This is a genomic window from Janthinobacterium pasteuri, from assembly GCF_051380775.1.
In the GTDB taxonomy this organism is placed as follows: Bacteria; Pseudomonadota; Gammaproteobacteria; order Burkholderiales; family Burkholderiaceae_D; genus Janthinobacterium.
In genome coordinates this window covers 26947-44710 of sequence record NZ_JBNYXS010000037.1, presented here as the reverse complement: position 1 = coordinate 44710, position 17764 = coordinate 26947, and the positions used below count along the sequence as shown (strand labels likewise).

The following is a 17764-nucleotide window of genomic DNA, read 5'->3' as shown; positions in this document are numbered from 1 at the left end:
GATGACCATAGCAAGTTGGTCCCACCCCTTCCCATCCCGAACAGGACCGTGAAACAACTTTGCGCCGATGATAGTGCTGCAACCAGTGTGAAAGTAGGTTATCGTCAGGCTTGTTATATAAAAAAACCCCGCTAGGTGCGGGGTTTTTTTTCGTCTGCAGCATTCATCGCACTAGATGCCCCAGGTGATGCTTTCGCCTTCAGCCTTGGCCGCGCGCAGCATTTCCATCAGTGGATAGGCGCGCTGCGAAAAATGCACTTTTTGTGCGCGCGCATGTGCGCCCGTTTCACCATCTTCCAGCGATTCAGGCGTATGGGCATCGTGTTCGATGTCGTTCTCCGGATGCAGTTTGCTTTCCGCGACTTCTTTTTCCAGCAAGGCCAGGGCATCGCCCGCTTCCGCTGGCGTGATGACGCCGCGGGTGGGGTTCTTGTGCAGAATGTCGAGGATACGCTGGGCGTGTTCCTGATACATCAGCACTTCAGGCGAGGATTTGGATTTGAATGAGATCAACATAAGCGCTTTCTGAAACTTGTTGTTAGTGTCGAAACAATATCACGACTTGAAATATCGCACAGGCCGTCCGATTGCCCGGATGACGCATTTGCGAGCCGGATAGGGCTATCTGTTGGACAGCGTACGTATTTACAAGAGCTTGCTTACGGTCAAAACATCCGTTTAAGCGATCATTAAGTCTCAATCCAGTTTCACGGAGTCCATGAAGGTGTCGATGGTGTCGCGCGACAGCTTGCGTTCTTCACCGAGAATGATGATCTGGAAGATGTGCTTGTCCTGTGCCACAAAACGGCCGACCAGCAAGACAGGCTTGCCTTGCTGCGTGCCGCTGGCCTCGATGCTGAGCGAAGTACGCTGCTGCGTTCCGGCAGCAGTGCTACTGGCCGCTGATGCGGTCTTTTCGCTGCGAACGGTGCCGTTGATATTTTTCAACAGGGCTGTCTGCATGGCGGGCAGGGCCGCTTGCGCCTGTTCTGCGCTGTCGAGCACCGCGCTGCCGATGGCAAAGGTGCTGCCGTCGATTTCGCTTGCTGTCATGGTCAGGCTGACTTTCTTGCCATCGAGATCAATCTCGCGTGTCAGCACGGCTGGCTTGCCTGGAAACAGGGCTGTGAACTGGGCGTCGGGGCTGCGATAGTCGCGCCAGTCGAATTTCGGACTGCAGGCGGACAGCGTGCAAGCTGTCGCGAGCACGGCCAGGAAGAGGGCAAGTGATGGTTTTTTCATCAGCAGATGGTAGCAGTGCCATCAGGCACGCGCAATCGCGCACGCGTGGCTTTCACTGGTCGCCTTATATTTCAGGCAGTACACGCCGGTACTGGATCGCTTCGGCGACATGCGGTTGCGTGATCGTGGGGCTGCCCGCCAGGTCGGCAATGCTGCGCGCCACGCGCAGTACCCGGTGGTAAGTGCGCGCTGACCAGTGCAGGCGCGACATGGCGCCATGCAGCAGCTGTTCACCATGCGCTTCCAGGCAACAATGCTGTTCGATTTCCATGTTGCTCAAGCGCTGGTTCGCTTTCCCCTGGCGTGCCAGTTGCAGGGCAAAGGCTGCTGCGACCCGCGTGGCGATGGACTGTGTGCATTCGCCTGCGCCTGCGTGCCGCCCCAGCGCCGCCGGCGGCATGGCGGCCACTTCGATTTGCAGGTCGATACGGTCGAGCAGCGGGCCGGACAGGCGACTGTGATAGCGCAGCACGGCGTCCGGTGTGCAGCGGCAGCGTCCGGAAGGGTGGCCCAGATAGCCGCATGGGCAGGGATTCATGGCGGCGATCAACTGAAAGCGGGCAGGAAATTCGGCCTGGCGGGCCGCGCGCGAAATGCTGATGACGCCAGATTCCATGGGCTGGCGCAAGACATCGAGTACCCGGCGCTGGAATTCGGCGATTTCATCGAGAAATAGCACACCGCAGTGTGCCAGCGAGATTTCTCCCGGGCGCGGCACGTTGCCGCTGTGATATTCTTAAATAACTGCGACACTTGGCCCAAATTTTCAGTTACTTAGGATTCAATTTTGGAAAATTCTGCGACAATAAATCAGAAATTAGATGCGACTGACCCCGAAATGAATCGAAATAACTGCGACGAGGCCATGCCGCGACAGACGCGAAAGATCAAACCCACCCGCCGTAGCGTCTCGGGTGTCCATCCGTTCCGTGGAGAGTCGTCTATACCGTTCGAATCGACGCTCGAAAGGGACTTTCTTCTCAGGGCCGAATTCTTTACAGATGTCTTGGACGTGATCCCTCAGCCAGTCCAAATACCCTTCATTGGAAAAAATGGCCAAAGCTACATCTACACGCCGGATTTCCTCGTGTACTACAAGCTCGGCGGCAAGGACTATTGCAACTATCCGAAGCCTGTGTTGGTTGAGGTGAAGCCCGAGGCCGATTGGCGAAAAAATTGGAGAGAATGGCTGCCGAAGTGGAAAGCCGCACGCCGCTATGCGATCGCCCAGGGCTGGATTTTTCATGTTGTCGATGAATCGAGAATTCGCGACAAGGTTTTGGAGAATGTTAGGTTTCTGGAGCGCTACAAGCGCATGTCCTTTGCGCCTGCAGATAGCGAAGCTGTTGTTTCCAGCGTACAGGAGATGGGCGCGACGCCAATACATTACCTACTCGCACGGCACTTCATGGGGATATATCGGGGTGAAGGGGTGGCGCATCTATGGTCACTGCTTGCGGCGCGGCGCCTTGACTGTGACATATCGCAACCTCTCAATGAATTCACTCAAGTGTGGATCCCGCATGTTTAACGATACTGATGCTTTGATGCCCAACGATGCCTTTGAACCCGTCCGTGACCGCGTAGACGTGAGTGTCGGGATGCTAGTGCGCCGGGCCGCAGACGTGTACCGCATTGCGCAGGTGCTCGATTTCGAATCCTTGATCGGAGTGGACGTGGCGACGGGCCGTAGCACTGCCCTGCGGATTGGAGACCTACGGCCATTGACGCGAGATGGACAAGGTGAGCAGCCGTCCGGCGTGGATATGGCCGAGATCGCCGATGAAGACTGGCGCATTGCTCAGGAGCGCCTAGCGGCCATTAAGCCACTGCTGGGCAGAATGCATATTGGGCGGGAAGATGTCGAGCTGCGCGGAGCCGAACTTGGAATCGACCCGGCGACGCTATATCGTTGGCTTCAACGGTACAACGCATATGGGGTAGCGACGGCACTAATTCCGCAAAAGCGCGGGTGGAAAGCCGGCAATAGCCGTATTGGGTCGGAGACTGACGCCCTGATCGAGCAAGTCATTCGAGACTTTTACCTGACACCGCAGCGCCCGACTGCTCAGAAAACAGTACTAGAAGTTCTGCGAGCCTGTCAGGCCAAGGGGGTCAAGGCACCAAGTGCTTCCACCGTCCGCGCACGGATTTCTCGAATTGCGGAGAAAGAGCAACTACGGGGACGGGGTTATAAGGAGCAGGCCAAGAATAAGTTTTTTCCAGTGCCGGGTGCCTTTCCACACGCTGACTTCCCTCTGGCAGTGATGATGATTGATCATACGCCCGCCGACATCATTTTAGTCGACGACGTTTTTAGGAAACCGATAGGGCGTCCCTGGATCACGCTTGCGATCGACGTCCATTCCCGGATGGTTACAGGTTACTACCTTTCGTTTGACCCCCCATCCGAGACATCGGTTGCCATGTGTGTGGCGCATTCGATCCTTCCAAAAGAGGATTGGATGTTGCTGCACAAGGTTGAGGCTGAATGGCCGGTGTGGGGAGTTCCCAAGACAATCCACGTCGACAATGGCGCCGATTTCCGTTCGAATAATTTCCAGCAATCCTGTCTGATGTACGGTATCAGCCTGGAATTCCGGCCAGTGAAGCAACCCCGGTACGGAGGACATATTGAACGCATGCTGGGCACGTTAGCGCGGGAGATCCACGCCTTGCCCGGCACGACGTTCTCGTCGGTCAAGGACAGAGATGGGTACGACTCGGAAAAGCACGCGACCATGACGAAGTCCGAGTTCGAAGAGTGGCTGGTGACGCTCATTTGCAAGGTCTATCACCGCCGTCTGCACACTACGATTGGTTTGACGCCAACACGCAAATGGGAGATTGGGATATTCGGCAACGCCGAGATTCACGGTGTGGGTGTGCCGCCGCGACCCACAAACAGCCTGACCATTCTGCTGGATTTTCTGCCTTTCTTCCGCCGCACGGTGCAGACGTTCGGCGTGACTATTGACGGTCTCACCTACTATGCCGAGGCGTTACGGCCATGGATCAATGCTCAAGATCCAGAGACGAAGAAAAAGAAGGATTTGGTCTTCCGGCGAGACCCACGCGACATCAGCACGATATGGTTTTTCGATCCGTTGCTAAAGCACTATTACAAGATACCTCTGGCCGACCTGGCGCTGCCGTCCATGAGCATTTGGGAATATCAGCAGGCGCGGGATAAGCTCAAGCAAGAAGGTATTGCGAGCGTGGACGAACACCAGATTCTCCGAGCCATCACGGAACTACGTAGCCGTGTGGACGAGGCGATGGAAAAGACCAAGACCGCGCGGCGGCAGGCCCAACGCCGGAAAGAGCATGCCAAAAAGATTTCGCCCGCTCAACCTTTACCCGCATCCTCGCTCCCATCAAATCCATTGGCGCCGATGGGGATAGATGATCTGCTCGACGGCGACATACAAGATTTCGGAGATATCGCATGAGTAACTACGAACATATCCATCCTGACTTTCGGCATGTGATGGCACTGACCGATGCGGAACGCTTGAGCTTCCTAGATCATCCTCGATGGATCGGCCATAAGGTCGCCCAACACATTCTCGATACCTTGCAAGGGCTTCTTCTCAAGCCGAGCAGGCCCCGAATGCCGAATTTACTGATCGTTGGGGACTCTAACAACGGCAAGACCACGATCATCGAGCGATTTCGGCACCTGTGCGGACAAGGATACGTAAACGAAGAGGCTGAGCCGGTGAAACCCATCATTGTTGCCGAGGCGCCGCCGAGCGCGGACGAAAAGGGTTTGTACATTTCTATCCTCGAGCAATTTTTTGCGCCCTATCGTGCAACGGATCCGACGTCGAAACTGCGATACCAGGCTATTCATTTGTTCCGGTCCTGCCACGTGCGGATGCTCATCATTGACGAGATGCACTCATTGCTGACGGGTTCTCCTGTCAAACAGCGCGAGGTAATGAACGCCATCAAGCTCATGTGCAACGAGCTGGCCATACCGATCGTGGGGGTTGGTACGCGTGAAGCGGTGCGCGTGCTGCATAGCGACCCCCAGCACGCAAGCCGGTTCGATGTGTTGAGCTTGCCTCTGTGGGAACTGAATTCCGACTTTCAGCGGCTGCTGGCCGGGTTTGAAAAAGTTTTGCCATTGCAGCAGCGCTCGAACCTGCATTCGCCCGAGATAGCGAAATTGCTCCATACGATATGCGAAGGAAATACGGGCAACTTGCATCGACTGTTGGTTGAATGCGCCGGCGAGGCGATCAAGTCGGGCAAGGAGCACATAGACAAGTCCATCGTTGAAAGCAAAGCATGGTTACGGCCCACACGTGGCATCCGGGAACTGGTCGGGTAGTGAGTCGCTGGCCTGTTCCAGTTGCGCTCGCACCCGACGAACTGTTCTCCATGTGGCTCGTGCGGGCGGCGCTAGCGCAAGGCGTTGACCCGCTAGTTCTTGCGGGGCATCTGTGGCCGAAGTGGCGCGTATGGACGATTGACTTGGACCGAGGCATAAACGATGAGCGCATGAATACACTCGCTCGTGAGTCAGGCATCGATGCGGCCACGCTCAGGGCAGCATCGCTTCTGCCGATCGCCGTGGTGACTGGGCTGGAGCCGGAGGCCGCCAGCGGGATCTGGCACTGGATACTCGCCTTGGGATCTCGTAACCGGAAGCGACGTGGCGGTTTGCAGTACTGCTCCCTTTGCCTGGCCAATGATGTTCGACCGTATTTTCGCCTACATTGGCGATTGGCGTGGCACACATGCTGCGCCGTTCACAAAGTGAGCCTGCGCGATCGATGCTGCCATTGCCAACTTCCGATCGAACCGAATCGGCTAACGGCTGCCGCTGTTATGACCTCTTGCGCGAACTGCAAGGGAGATATTCGACACTGCCTGGCGCTGTCAGCCGCCGATGCCGCGCTTGCGTTTCAGAAGTGCGCTGACCAGGTGGCACTCACTGGAGCAGGAAGTTATGGGGCCCATCGGGTGCAGGCAAAGGAATGGTTTCATCTCGCGCGCTATTTTCTGATGCTATTGCGTTGCGCGGTCAGGCATCAAGATTCAGGTCTCGGGAGATGCCTTGCTGTTGTGGATCCAAGCGTGTCCCGCTTGCGCCCGCCAGTCACCGGTCTTGGCTTCGAAATGCTACCGACTTTGGAGCGCTCTGGGTTTCTCGAAAGCGTCGGAGCACTCATCGGGGCAGGGCCTGAACAGCTTCGCAGTGCCGTAATAGCCGAGTCGATGAATGATACGTCGCTGCGCCAGAGGTGGCGATCGCTGCCGCCCCACATCGATAGTCTCGTGCACGAGATTCCGCAGCTGGTCCGTTCACGCAAGACAAAAGGAAATTCAACTCCAGCACCGATGTCTCGGCAGACTGTATTGTATAAATGGGCACGCCTACAACGTAAGATGCGACGGGCTTCATGAACAGCGATCAAGCACTAAAACAGCTATGTGACGAATGCGGCAGAGGGATGATGAGGGCGCATCGCGTCGAGGCAGGACAGCGTTTCTGCGGGACCTGCTATCAACGCGTATTCGAACGGCGCCAATGCGCCCAGTGCGGCGTCCTTGCCCGTCTGCCGAAGAGCAATTTGGAGGCAATTTGCCGCGACTGCATGAAAAGTGCTCCGTGTGCACGTTGCGGGAAGAGCGAATATAAGATTGGAAAGATCACACACTTCGGCCCCGTTTGCAACAGTTGTTCCGTCTATTTTCGCCCATCAGCGTTGGTAGAGGTGCCGGTTGTACAGACTGAGGCGCAGTGCGCATTGGAAACCGGACGTACGCCAGCACCGTCCGATCACGGTACCTGCCAGGATTGCCGGCGCCATCGTCGTTTGTCAACTACCTCAGAAGGTCGCCGGCTGTGCTATGCCTGCCTCACGGTTGGCATTATTCCGTGCCCGTGCTGTGGCACGGACATGCCTGCCGGGCGGGGGAATTCCTGCGAACAGTGCTATTGGAAGGATACTTACCTCAAGCGACTTCGGCTGGATGAGGCGGGGCTTTCAAGTTCGACATTTGTGCAACTATTCCACGCATTTGGCATGTGGCTCTTGGAGCAAGTGCCGGCCCAAAAGGCGGCGCTGACCATCCATGGCTATTTTCCCTTTTTCTATGAGATGGAAAAGCGCTGGGGTGAGATCCCGCGCTACTCGCAGCTCCTCATCTATTTCACCGCAGAAGGCTTGCGGCGCGTTCGGCTTCCAATGCGCTGGATGTCCGAAACTGGGCAGGTTGTCGTCGATGCACAGGAACGGGAGGACGCGTCCGATTTGCGCCGCATCGCCGTTATAGTAGCGTCCCTCCCTTCAGGAACGCCGGCCGGGCGAGTCTTGGGCGCATATAGTCGCGAGCTCCAGTCGAAGGTGGGCGCAGGTCGTGTATCCATCCGGACAGTGCGTCTGGCTCTACGCCCTGCTGCATCCCTCTTGGCCAGCTGTGAGGAGAATGGTTTTCAGTTGCCAGAGCAGGTAGCACTAGATCGCTACCTTCTCAACGCCCCTGGCCAAAAGGCATCGATTACTGGCTTCGTCTCTTACATGAACCGCCAACATGCGGCGAACCTCGTCATCCGAGTGGACGAGCAAAAAACACTATTGATGCGCCGTCGGCGACTTGAGGCTGCATTGGTCGCGCTACTTGAGGGCGAACGGCGCGACGAAGAATTCAAGACAGAATGGATTTCGATATCACTGGCATACTTTCATGGCTTGCCCCGCCGGATCGGGAAAGGGCTGAAGGGTATGTCCATTTCCGCCGATGCCGAAGGCAATTTCTCGGTCGTTTTGAAAGGAAAAACTTATTGGTTCCCCCACTGGGATTATCGCCCCGGACCCGCGCCGGCGTCTGATTCTATCGTGACGCGGCGAGTCAGTCGCTAAAGTTGTCAATCTTTGGGGTGTGGTGATTATTGGTGAGTGTTGCTTGCCGGCCTTTGTGTTAGCTTGATGCGGCGCCATGCAGAGCAGCTTGGCTACGAGCCGTAGATCACACTGATCAGGGTGGATTTCACGTCTTGATTGAATAACGCCCCCGAGAATTTTTATGACAACGCCGATAGTCGCCAGCAAAAACAGATACGAAATTTTGAGCCTTTACTCCGAAGTCGCCCCCTTTCTTGAACAGGTAGTGCGCTCGGCGGATGCTCACCGCAATGCGCTCGGTTTTTTTGCTGAGAACGTCTTTTACGATTTTGCTGTCCGAGACCGCCTTCTAGTGATGGTGGAGAGTTCGCCGACTGGGCGTCAGTACGTAGGGCATCTACTGTTTCGGCCACAGCCTCCTCGCGCTCACGTAATGCAGATGCTGACGCTGCCGGAGTTTAAGAGACGTGGGCTTGCTAGCCAACTGCTCGATCACTTGCGTGCTCAGCTTACTCAGAATGGGTTCATTTCCATTTACGCTCGGGTCGCCGAGGACTTGGTCGAATCGAATGAATTCTGGCATAAGCAGGGCTTCTACGTGCAGCGTGTCGAGAAGGGGGGCGCTACTCGCAAACGTCAGATACATGTCAGATGCCACGAGCTCGCTTCGCCTCAGTTGTTCCCCACCAGCGGAATTGATGCAGGAAATCCGTTGGGCCTGATTACTTCGCCCGTCGATGTGGTGCCCTTGTATTTGCTTGATTTGAATGTTCTGTTTGACGTGGCGCCCCGTCGGCCACGCCATGCTGAAGCTGCCAGCCTTTTCCAGGCGGAGCGATCAAATTTTTGTCGGTTGGCAATTAGCTCGGAGATCCGTGAAGAGCTCCAGCGAACCGCGCATGTAGGGCGCACTGATCCAATGGCAGCGTATATTTCTCTCTACCCATCCTTCCCTCTGCTTGACGTCAAGGAAGGGGCGACACTCCTGGATGAGCTTGCAGCCCTCATTTTCCCGGACAGGTTCAAGAACGGCTTACTTACTGCCAACGACCGTTCAGATCTGAGGCACGTCGCGACTGCTATCCAACATGAACTGGCAGGCTTGATAACGAATGACGAAGCGATCCTATCGGCTTCTCATGCCATTCAAAAGCGCTACTCGATCGAAATCGTGTCGCCAAGCGCATTTCGGATCGAAGGCGATGCCCCAAGTGCTAATGCCGCTTTTGAAACCCGCCAGGACGTCACATTGGCCCTGCAGGAGGTGGGGAAAAGCGATGAAACGGCTGTCCTAGGCTTGCTATCCAAGCTTTCATTGTCCGGCTCAAGCATCGCAGCGGGTTGGATCCCCATTGATCCTCAGGGACGTATAGCGACGTGCTGTGCGGTCTGGCAGGACGGTGGCTTGGTGGGCTATGCGACGTGGGCTGCAAAAGGCGGCGTCGGTGCCCTTACGATACGAATCGCCGTTGACGAAACATCGCCTTACTCGTTGAACGCCACGCGGATCCTACTGATTTACATGCTGGAGAATTTGACGATTCAGGGATCGCAAAGTATTCGGCTTGAGTTCCCGCCGAACCAGTCTCATGTCAGGGAGCTGGCAGCTAGCTTTGGTTTTCACAGTACAGGGCATCATGGTAGCCTCACCAAACTGGTACTCGGAAGCGTCCTGACCAGTGCTACCTGGCAGGTAGGCCAAGCTGAGTTGGCCACAAAATGTGGGTTGAAACTTCCTACAGCGGCGCCAACGTATCGCAACGTTGACCAACCGATCCAAGTGCTTACACCGAACGGTAACCAGACGCACGTGCAGTTGGATATGCTTGAGACGTTGCTGTCGCCAGCGTTGCTCTGCTTACCAGGTAGGCCAGCAGTTTTGACTCCGATTCATAACAAGTTTGCAGACGAGCTTCTGGGAAGCTCGCCCCAGGGCTCGTTGCTGCCCCGTGCATCAGCATCTCTCTTCCAAGATAGGCACTACCTTAGCGGCCCTAATACGTTGCGGCACTTCAAGAGAGGAACGATAATACTGTTTTATGAATCCACAAAACACGGCGGTCGCGCCGCTGTGGTCTCCATTGGGCGCGTCCGCGAAGCGTATCTTCGAGCGACCGACCTGCTCGATAGCGATGGCCTTGAGCACTCGGTGCTTACGACTGATACGCTGGATAAGATCGGAAAATCGAAGATGAAGACAGTGACGATATTCGACAACATTTTTACGCTTCCTTACCCGGTGCCCTTGACTACGTTGAAACGTATCGGATGTGGAGCCGCGACTCAACTGATTACGACCCGCGCGCTTACCGATGCCCAGTTACGCGAAATTCTTACCGAGGCGTTTGTTCGTGGCTGATTCGGAACACATACTGATATCGTTGGCGCCGCGTCATGCAAAGAACATTTTTGATGGGGTAAAACACATTGAACTTCGTCGCAGGCCCATGAAAGTTGAGCCAGGGACGATCATTTGGATCTACGTGACTCTGCCTGTTGGCGTACTCATGGGGAGGGCGAAGGTTGCCGCCCTGCATACGGCGTCTCCTGGTGCCCTGTGGCGAAAATTTGGTTCTGTTTCTGGATTGGTTAGAAGCGAGTTCCTTGGATACTTGGATGGCCTTGCGGAGGGCTTTGTGCTCGTTCTGGAGGATGTGAAGGCCCTGTGTGAGCCGCTCTCGCTGGAAGCCTTGCGGGCTATTGCGAAGGGATTCAATCCACCGCAATTCTTCATTCGGATCGACAAGGAGCATCCCTTTTTTCCCTCATTGACAGCTCCGGCGAGTGTGCTTTTTCGTCGCAAGAGGCCCAAGATGCTCGACGCTAGCAAGCAGCCTTGAGACAAGGCCATCTCGAAGCCGTCGCTGCGAGATGGCGGCCGCTAGCCTGGACGGAGAGCTAAGGAAAGATTGCTCTCATGTGTTGATTTGCACCGAAAACTGGCCCACCTAGCCGCATAATTTGCATCGAAAATTGACCCACGTTTAGCACACAATCCTACTTATCTGAATGAGTAGGGGATCGGAGTGATCGACGTGGCATTACTAGGAATCATTAGACGCTGGCACCTTCGCGACCAGGTCCCATTGAGGGAAATCGCCAAGCGCCTCGGCATCTCGCGCAATACCGTTCGGCGCTACTTACGCTCGGAGACCACCGAGCCCGCCTATGCGGAGCGTCAATCGGCCAGCGCCATCGACCCATACGCCTTCCAGCTCTCAGGCTGGCTCAAGACCGAGGCGGCCAAATCCCGCAAGCAGCGGCGCAGCTTAAAACAGCTTCACGAGGATCTATCCGAATTGGGATTCAAGGGGTCTTACGACCGCGTGGCGGCGTTCGCCAGGCAATGGAGAGCGGGTCAAACGGAGTGGGTCAGTTCGGCGCGCAAACGAACAGTGGGTCAGATTCCGTTGCAAATTCGTGGGGAAAGTGGGTCAATTTTCAGTGCAACTTAACACCCGGACTGTTATCACAGCGGATGACTCGAGGTCTACCACGCCATTCGATGATCCTGTCCAGGGATCGAATAGCGCACTCCGATGGCAATGAGAAATCAACCTTGATGCCAAGCCCCTCACGGTCGTAGTCGTCGATGACATTGAACAATCGGACCCTCACGGTTGTAATCGTCAATCACGTTGAACAAGCGGATGCTACGGCCATCAGCCAGCTGGTCGTGCTGAAGTCCATCGACTAGGTCTCGTTGATTTGTGCAGGCACGGCCAGCGGCAGCGGCTTCTCCAGCACCAGCAGATGGCGTGGCTTGATACGCAGGTTCAGTTCTAGCTCGCGATAGATCCTGTAATCGGAAGACAGAGCCGACGCTTACTGCCAATCTGCTGCTGGCCGGCAGGCGCTTTACGGTCATCGAATCCCGTAGTTCATCCTGATTTGCAGAAAGACGCGAAGCATTGCGCCGAATCGCAGGAAAAATAGGCTTGAGCGGTTCGCCAGTGCCCCATTTGGCCCGCCAATCTTGATGAGAAAGCGAATCGATCAGTACTTCCTTAAAGGAGCTCTGTTACTACTGTTCATAGAAGCTGAATGGTAGGCTTGGAATTCAGGTCATTTATTATTAGTTCATATTAAATGCTAATTTCTGGCTTTCCTCCTATGCCAACAATTGCGTTTAAAAAAAACTTACTGATTGCGTGCCTTAGTGCGATTCAAAACTAATTTATCAAGTAAGGAAAACATGGCATCTTCAATCTCGAAGTCTGTTTTGTACGCTGGTTTGGCCGCTGTACTAAAAAAATCTGAAATCCACGATTTTTTGTCTGATGGAGGGATTTGGAAGAAATCGGGCCTGGTCAGAAATTTCTGATCGACCAAAATAGCTGGAATACTACGTATACCTAATGATTTTTGAAAGAGTGATGCCTCTTTTACTCGACTACTTACTATCGAGGAATTATAGGCATTTAAAAATTCTTGTTCATTTATCCCATTTTCCTTGACTAATCGCGTGATTTCCTCTAATCGACTTAACCGTACATTTTTTTTGTGTATTTCATCGAAAACCTGCTTTCGGACAGAAGACTCCTTTTTCATGTAATCGAGTGCAAAATATAGGCGTTGTTGCTGAGCAGTATTCTCACCAAAAAATACATGAATTCGGCGAAATGCTATTTTTTTACTATTTTTTGCTACCCATGCATTCAACTTCTCATCCAATACATCACAGTGAGGACAGCCGTAAGAAAAAAACTCAATAACCTCCACTTTTGAGGATTCGATAATATGTGATGATTTAGGGACCTCGATATACCCTTTGGTGTACCCATCTGATATATTTTCGGCTAAAGCAATTGGCAAAGCGCCATTGAAAATTGCGAAAATAACCGCGATAATAATATTTTTCATGATAGTTCAATGTTTAAAGAATTATTTAGTCAGGCCAATGACGTTAAAAGAGGAAAATATTTTATTGGTGACATACCAGCACACGAAAAATGACAAAAGCGCAGAGGTTAAGGTCACGCCTAAAATAGTAATCCATAAGGCTTCCAAAGGAGGTGACCATCCAAGTAAAAATACAGTCGACACTCCAATTGTGGAAGATAATAGAATTGCTGCAATTAGCTGCGATACCACATCAATCTGAATCCAAGAGAAGACGGTGGCACGGCTTTGTCCAATACAGAGGCGCAATGCCGCTTCACATCTCATGGGAACAAAAATTCCATGAATGTATAAGCCCAGGCCAACGATTAGAAGCATAGAAGCAACACTGATCCAAACCCTGGTTGCATTGGATAAATTAAAACTGGCACCGATAACGCCCCCCCCCATCGGTGCGACGTCTAAATTCAGCCTTTTATTGTTGCCTTCAAGTAATGATATTAATTCAGAACTAGGTTTATTCACTAGACCAAACCATATTGCAACTATATTTTCTCTCCCCCTTCTTCCGCCGATCTCCCTTAACGCTGATAGGGGAAATACGATAGCATTGGTAGTACGTCCCTCTTCCAGGGAGGCTAGCGCTGCCGGCAAGGGCACCAACTCACATCGCCAATTTGTTGCGACAACCAACATGGCTGATGTGTTCGCTGTCCTTTTTCCGGGTTGTATCAAGGCGCAACGCGGAAAAGACGAGCTTGAAATTAGCTCGATGGTCTTGGATGACGCGAATAGCATATCAGCCGAGGATACATGTGAATTTTTGGTATCTGCCACTGTCACTGAATTACGCGTTTGAAGCACAAAAACAGGGGTGGTAACTTGTATTAGATCAATGAGCGCGGCAGGTAACAAGCGGGAATGTGCCTTACTAGATTGCGTGATCTTGCTTACCGTAACGTGGTAGCTTGGAAATCCATCCAACCTGCCGGCGCGAGATAACAATTGTTCGACAGCGTTGAGTTCAGCTAGCGCCACGGACAACGCGACCCATGCAGCGCCGCAGGCCACTATTGCAATGATTGACCTCGCGGGAAAGCCGAAAGCACGGCGTAAACCGTGCCGGCCGTAAAGATATAATTGATATATCACGCAGACAATCGCGCTTCGGTGGCAACGCCGACTATTTTTCCTTGGTCAATGCGAACGGTCCGTGATAGAGCGTCTGCCACAGCTTCGTTGTGCGTCACAACAATCAGCGTTGTTCCATCCGCAGCAAGCGTATTCAAAAGCTCTAAAACATCAGACGAGCTTCTATCATCTAAACTTCCGGTGGGTTCGTCCGCCAATATAACGGGAGGGTTACGCATGATCGACCGAGCAATAGCGGCTCGTTGTGCCTGTCCTCCAGAGACTTCCGCCGGAAATCGCCTTGCGAGATTTTCAATGCCGACTTTCGATAACATTTCCAGCGCGCGGTAAGATGCTTCACGTCGGCTCACATTCAAATGCTCAATAGGCACTTGTAAATTTTCTTGTAAGGTTAAATGAGGTAATAACGCGAAATGCTGAAAAACAAACCCTATCTGCTCACCACGGAACTTTGCCAGTTGAGCAGGTGAGAATGATCGAAGATCATGTCCGTGAAACTCATACGATCCGGACTGCTGACGCAACAAACCGCCTAATACGGACAATAGCGTGGATTTCCCGCATCCGCTTGGCCCCATCACCGCCACGCGTTCGCCTTGCATAATATCTAGATCGAAGTGATCAAGAGCAAGTTCCCTGGAATTGTAAGAAACGCAAAGTTTTCGTAATTTAATCATTTTAATTTTCAGGTAGTAAGTTTTAACCGCCCAAATCAACTTCAGCGTTCATTCCTGGTAAAAGCCGTTTCGTTGAAGCCGGATCAAATTGGACGCGAAATTCTCGTCTGGAAATTCCCGAGTCATTAGTAATTACTGGGGAAACGTCACGAACCTTTGCAGCGATAGGGTGTGCACCCTCCGTATCAACCAGAATTGTCGCTTTGGCGCCCACTTCGAAACGCAAAGCATCTGACTCTTTTGCTATACAAGCTCCTATTAAGATGCTCGGATCCGCGACTTCAAACAAAACGTCTCCACCTCCGACGCTCGCGCTGCCCGAGCCCACAACCATCCCAGGCTCAACAGATCGAGTTAAAATTACGCCATCGAATGGCGCTTTCACCACAGAACGTTTCATTTGAACGTCAATTGTTTGTAAATCAAGACGCGACAATCCTTGACTCAGCTCATTTTGTTCCAAGTCATTACGGCGTTCGACGAGTGCGGCTTTCTCCTTTCCATATTGAGGTAAGTAAGAATTAACTGTACCCGCCATGTCGTAGACAACAGAGAACTCTTTTTCAGCTTTTACAATCTGAAAACGTAAAAGATCCGCTTTTTTTACGAGTTTTTCTAACTCGATTTCCGTTCTCGCCTTTTGTACTTTTAAATCTTCAATATCGATAGTTGCCAATATCTGGTTTTTTGATACACGACTTCCCTGTTCAACTTCGACAGTTTTTACAGCTCCACCGATTTGAGCCTTCAATCGTACGACTTTTGCAGAACGAATTACACACGTTCCACGAACCCGATAATCAATCGAGTTCTGCCTGTTTTGTACACCTTCGGTCTGGACAGCTACTGCCCCTTGGCTACCGTCTATATGTTTAGTACAGCCGATCGTTGCGAACACAACGAGCAGGGTGGTAGAGAAAATTTTGAAAGCTCTTGACATTATAATTTTGAACGAATAGTTGAGCTAAAATTCGTAGCTGCGCTCACCCGCGCACTCGCCGCGATTACTAAGATCGCTAACGCTGTTATAGCACTCAACGAGAGAAGATTGCTAGGGGATATCATCGAACTCCCAGAGTTGACAGAGAAATTAACTACACTACCAACGATACTACCCAATACCATGCCAATAAAAATCGAGGCTATAAGAGACCGAATACTTAGCCAAATTGCATAGCCAACAGTTGCACCGAGAGCACGCCGCAAGGCTATTTCATAACGCAAGCTATTATATCGAACAAGCATGAGTAGCGTTACCAGTGTTATAGAAACTGTGAAGAAGCCCAAGCGCAATCGGCCTGCCCAACTCGTCACGACTTCAGCACCAATCTCGTCCTCAAAATACTTTGAAAATGGCGTTACTTGAACCTGCATATTAGGGTTTTTCAATGATATATTTTTCAATATTTTTTCTAGATTCATTTGACCGTCTTGTACGTTCACTCCTTCCCTAAACTTAACTAGAACGTTTATTTTTGGCAAAAGAAACAAGCCTGGCACATTTATTTTCTGTTGCTTGCCAGTTGTGAAAATGACATTTTCAAAGAAAGACGTATCATAGCCAAGATTTAGGGTCTGTTTCCGAACGAAAACTGAAAATCGCGCTTTCGACCAATCGAAGCTAGAGCGCATCTGGTACGGCAACATGGCTATAGTCTCATCGGGAATGCTTACGATCGCGGACGAGTGATCGACAAGACGTAGTTTTCGAGCTAACGCATTACTGGGCAAGTATTGACCAGCGAGCAAATCATTAGAATTTCCCAAATTAAATTCCTTCATAAAAACCGGAGGAACATTTAAGACCTCAACCACGGCTTTTGAGTCATTTCCAGTGCTAAGCTGCCATGACGATCTTGATATCGCCATAACGCTATCGATTTCAGGCATCGCTAAAATCTTTGATAGCGTGTCATGGGAAAGCAGTGCTAAAGGCCCATCAGAGACGTCAGGACCAGAATTGATTACTTTCCGCGCGTCATCGTCATAAAGTTCGCTTGCTCCATTTTCAACAGAAATAATCATTGTACGGTTGAACCCGTGTTGAGAAAGCGTTTCATCAAGAGCCATCTGCTTCGATGAAATATAACCTGTAATAAGTATGTACAATGTACCAATAACTAACGTACATAAACAAATAGATTTCTCGCGAAATAGAGACATAACGTACCGTGAAGGGATATTTTCTATAAAACAACTTAAATATTGATGCCTGAAATGCAAAAATAAACAATTCAGGCATATTTTAGATCAGCGGGATTGGTAGCCGCGTTATATTACTGCCTTATTTACTTTGGACCCTCGCAGCTACTGCAAGCACAAATCTTGGTTCCCTTTACCGTTACACAGCTGCAGCCTGTGCAAGTCGCAGCATATGCGGCGCCTACAGCACCAAGTAAAGCGATGACGGCAACAGCCTTTTTAAATACACTCATGTAATTTCTCCAAAAAATTAAGTTTATACCTTGAAAGAATTTAAATTCAAATTTCCATAAAGGCAATGTATATTAAAATGCAAACATTCTATGAGTCAACTGATTTTTTGCAATTTTTTAAATTCACTAATCCAGTTGTTTTTTTGCAACACTGATTGAAATTATCAATGCTAACAGGACTGTGTCGAAATAGAGATATACGTGAATTGTCACACTGTTGAACCTCCCGCCACTCGTGCCGTTTAAATATTGAAATATTTGGTGAGTTTGTGTGAGGAGACACAAAATGTATCTGAGTATTTTTTCGAAATCGGCAGAATTTTGTAATATCATACTTCCGTTTCACGGATAGTGTTAGCGTCAAACGATACGAAAGGACGTCGATTGAAGTGGAAAATAAGTTGGAGCAACGGTGCCACCATGATGCACATTTTTGCTCGCCACACGCATAAGAACTGCGTGCACACTGCTAGTGTGTGAATGCCTTCGTTGCCAGTCATCGCATATTCGATGGGTTTCGCATGAATACGATTTGCCTCGGAAGCTCCTAACGGGT

General features: G+C 51.6%; 14 protein-coding genes, 1 rRNA gene and 3 pseudogenes. 9 read left to right on the top strand and 9 right to left on the bottom strand.

What is annotated here, in order from left to right; translation table 11 throughout:
• Positions 1-110 (top strand): 5S ribosomal RNA (gene rrf / locus ACQ4WN_RS24940); the annotation flags it as partial.
• Between the two features lie 61 nt (positions 111-171).
• Here the strand turns inward: rrf and ACQ4WN_RS24935 are convergent.
• From ACQ4WN_RS24935 to ACQ4WN_RS24925, 3 genes and pseudogenes are all read right to left on the bottom strand, one after another.
• Positions 172-516: a DUF1840 domain-containing protein gene (locus ACQ4WN_RS24935; protein ID WP_436553932.1), complete on the bottom strand. Its 345-nt coding sequence runs from the start codon at positions 514-516 to the stop codon at positions 172-174.
• A 180-nt stretch (positions 517-696) separates the two neighbouring features.
• Complete coding sequence (locus ACQ4WN_RS24930; protein WP_436553931.1) at positions 697-1242, bottom strand: hypothetical protein; 546 nt, start codon at positions 1240-1242, stop codon at positions 697-699.
• 64 nt (positions 1243-1306) lie between these two features.
• Positions 1307-1966 (bottom strand): annotated as a pseudogene (locus ACQ4WN_RS24925) (ATP-binding protein); the annotation flags it as partial.
• A 63-nt stretch (positions 1967-2029) separates the two neighbouring features.
• Between ACQ4WN_RS24925 and ACQ4WN_RS24920 the strand changes: the two are divergent.
• The 8 genes and pseudogenes from ACQ4WN_RS24920 to ACQ4WN_RS24885 form a co-directional block, all read left to right on the top strand.
• Positions 2030-2773 carry a TnsA endonuclease N-terminal domain-containing protein gene (locus tag ACQ4WN_RS24920; RefSeq protein ID WP_436553930.1) on the top strand — a complete coding sequence of 248 codons (744 nt, stop codon included), beginning with the start codon at positions 2030-2032 and terminating at the stop codon, positions 2771-2773.
• The gene (locus ACQ4WN_RS24915) at positions 2766-4694 is read left to right on the top strand and encodes a TnsB C-terminal domain-containing protein (RefSeq protein WP_436553929.1); all 1929 of its coding nucleotides are present in this window, start codon (positions 2766-2768) and stop codon (positions 4692-4694) included. The genes ACQ4WN_RS24920 and ACQ4WN_RS24915 overlap by 8 nt, the downstream gene beginning before the upstream one ends.
• Positions 4691-5581: a TniB family NTP-binding protein gene (locus tag ACQ4WN_RS24910; RefSeq protein ID WP_436553928.1), complete on the top strand. Its 891-nt coding sequence runs from the start codon at positions 4691-4693 to the stop codon at positions 5579-5581. Before ACQ4WN_RS24915 ends, ACQ4WN_RS24910 begins: the two co-directional genes overlap by 4 nt.
• Positions 5539-6660 carry a TniQ family protein gene (locus tag ACQ4WN_RS24905; protein WP_436553927.1) on the top strand — a complete coding sequence of 374 codons (1122 nt, stop codon included), beginning with the start codon at positions 5539-5541 and terminating at the stop codon, positions 6658-6660. The genes ACQ4WN_RS24910 and ACQ4WN_RS24905 overlap by 43 nt, the downstream gene beginning before the upstream one ends.
• 623 nt (positions 6661-7283) lie before the next feature.
• Positions 7284-8120: a hypothetical protein gene (locus ACQ4WN_RS24900; protein ID WP_436553926.1), complete on the top strand. Its 837-nt coding sequence runs from the start codon at positions 7284-7286 to the stop codon at positions 8118-8120.
• A 163-nt stretch (positions 8121-8283) separates the two neighbouring features.
• Positions 8284-10461 (top strand): GNAT family N-acetyltransferase, encoded by a 2178-nt coding sequence (locus tag ACQ4WN_RS24895; RefSeq protein WP_436553925.1) that lies wholly within the window; start codon positions 8284-8286, stop codon positions 10459-10461.
• Entirely contained in the window at positions 10454-10942 is a 489-nt protein-coding gene (locus tag ACQ4WN_RS24890; RefSeq protein ID WP_436553924.1) for an ASCH domain-containing protein, read from the top strand. The genes ACQ4WN_RS24895 and ACQ4WN_RS24890 overlap by 8 nt, the downstream gene beginning before the upstream one ends.
• 186 nt (positions 10943-11128) lie before the next feature.
• Positions 11129-11470: pseudogene (locus tag ACQ4WN_RS24885) on the top strand (helix-turn-helix domain-containing protein); the annotation flags it as partial.
• Positions 11471-11561: 91 nt separating this feature from the next.
• Here ACQ4WN_RS24885 and ACQ4WN_RS24880 read toward each other — a convergent pair.
• The 6 genes and pseudogenes from ACQ4WN_RS24880 to ACQ4WN_RS24855 all read right to left on the bottom strand — a co-directional run.
• Positions 11562-11906 (bottom strand): annotated as a pseudogene (locus tag ACQ4WN_RS24880) (hypothetical protein); the annotation flags it as partial.
• 336 nt (positions 11907-12242) lie between these two features.
• On the bottom strand, positions 12243-12965 hold the full coding sequence (locus ACQ4WN_RS24875; RefSeq protein WP_436553923.1) for a thiol:disulfide interchange protein DsbA/DsbL: 723 nt from the start codon (positions 12963-12965) through the stop codon (positions 12243-12245).
• 21 nt (positions 12966-12986) lie between these two features.
• The gene (locus ACQ4WN_RS24870; RefSeq protein ID WP_436553922.1) at positions 12987-13982 is read right to left on the bottom strand and encodes a hypothetical protein; all 996 of its coding nucleotides are present in this window, start codon (positions 13980-13982) and stop codon (positions 12987-12989) included.
• Positions 13983-14092: 110 nt separating this feature from the next.
• Entirely contained in the window at positions 14093-14773 is a 681-nt protein-coding gene (locus ACQ4WN_RS24865; protein ID WP_436553921.1) for an ABC transporter ATP-binding protein, read from the bottom strand.
• A gap of 22 nt (positions 14774-14795) precedes the next feature.
• Complete coding sequence (locus ACQ4WN_RS24860; RefSeq protein ID WP_436553920.1) at positions 14796-15713, bottom strand: efflux RND transporter periplasmic adaptor subunit; 918 nt, start codon at positions 15711-15713, stop codon at positions 14796-14798.
• Positions 15713-16843: an ABC transporter permease gene (locus tag ACQ4WN_RS24855; RefSeq protein WP_436553919.1), complete on the bottom strand. Its 1131-nt coding sequence runs from the start codon at positions 16841-16843 to the stop codon at positions 15713-15715. Before ACQ4WN_RS24855 ends, ACQ4WN_RS24860 begins: the two co-directional genes overlap by 1 nt.
• Positions 16844-17764: the final 921 nt, after the last annotated feature.

Excerpts from the sequence above, each read along its gene's own strand:
- ACQ4WN_RS24865 (WP_436553921.1), bottom strand. The coding sequence starts at position 14,773 with ATGATTAAATTACGAAAACTTTGCGTTTCTTACAATTCCAGGGAACTT.
- ACQ4WN_RS24915 (WP_436553929.1), top strand. The coding sequence starts at position 2,766 with ATGTTTAACGATACTGATGCTTTGATGCCCAACGATGCCTTTGAACCC.
- ACQ4WN_RS24935 (WP_436553932.1), bottom strand. The coding sequence starts at position 516 with ATGTTGATCTCATTCAAATCCAAATCCTCGCCTGAAGTGCTGATGTAT.
- ACQ4WN_RS24900 (WP_436553926.1), top strand. The coding sequence starts at position 7,284 with ATGTGGCTCTTGGAGCAAGTGCCGGCCCAAAAGGCGGCGCTGACCATC.
- ACQ4WN_RS24860 (WP_436553920.1), bottom strand. The coding sequence starts at position 15,713 with ATGTCAAGAGCTTTCAAAATTTTCTCTACCACCCTGCTCGTTGTGTTC.
- ACQ4WN_RS24875 (WP_436553923.1), bottom strand. The coding sequence starts at position 12,965 with ATGAAAAATATTATTATCGCGGTTATTTTCGCAATTTTCAATGGCGCT.
- ACQ4WN_RS24930 (WP_436553931.1), bottom strand. The coding sequence starts at position 1,242 with ATGAAAAAACCATCACTTGCCCTCTTCCTGGCCGTGCTCGCGACAGCT.
- ACQ4WN_RS24910 (WP_436553928.1), top strand. The coding sequence starts at position 4,691 with ATGAGTAACTACGAACATATCCATCCTGACTTTCGGCATGTGATGGCA.
- ACQ4WN_RS24895 (WP_436553925.1), top strand. The coding sequence starts at position 8,284 with ATGACAACGCCGATAGTCGCCAGCAAAAACAGATACGAAATTTTGAGC.
- ACQ4WN_RS24905 (WP_436553927.1), top strand. The coding sequence starts at position 5,539 with ATGGTTACGGCCCACACGTGGCATCCGGGAACTGGTCGGGTAGTGAGT.
- ACQ4WN_RS24855 (WP_436553919.1), bottom strand. The coding sequence starts at position 16,843 with ATGGCTCTTGATGAAACGCTTTCTCAACACGGGTTCAACCGTACAATG.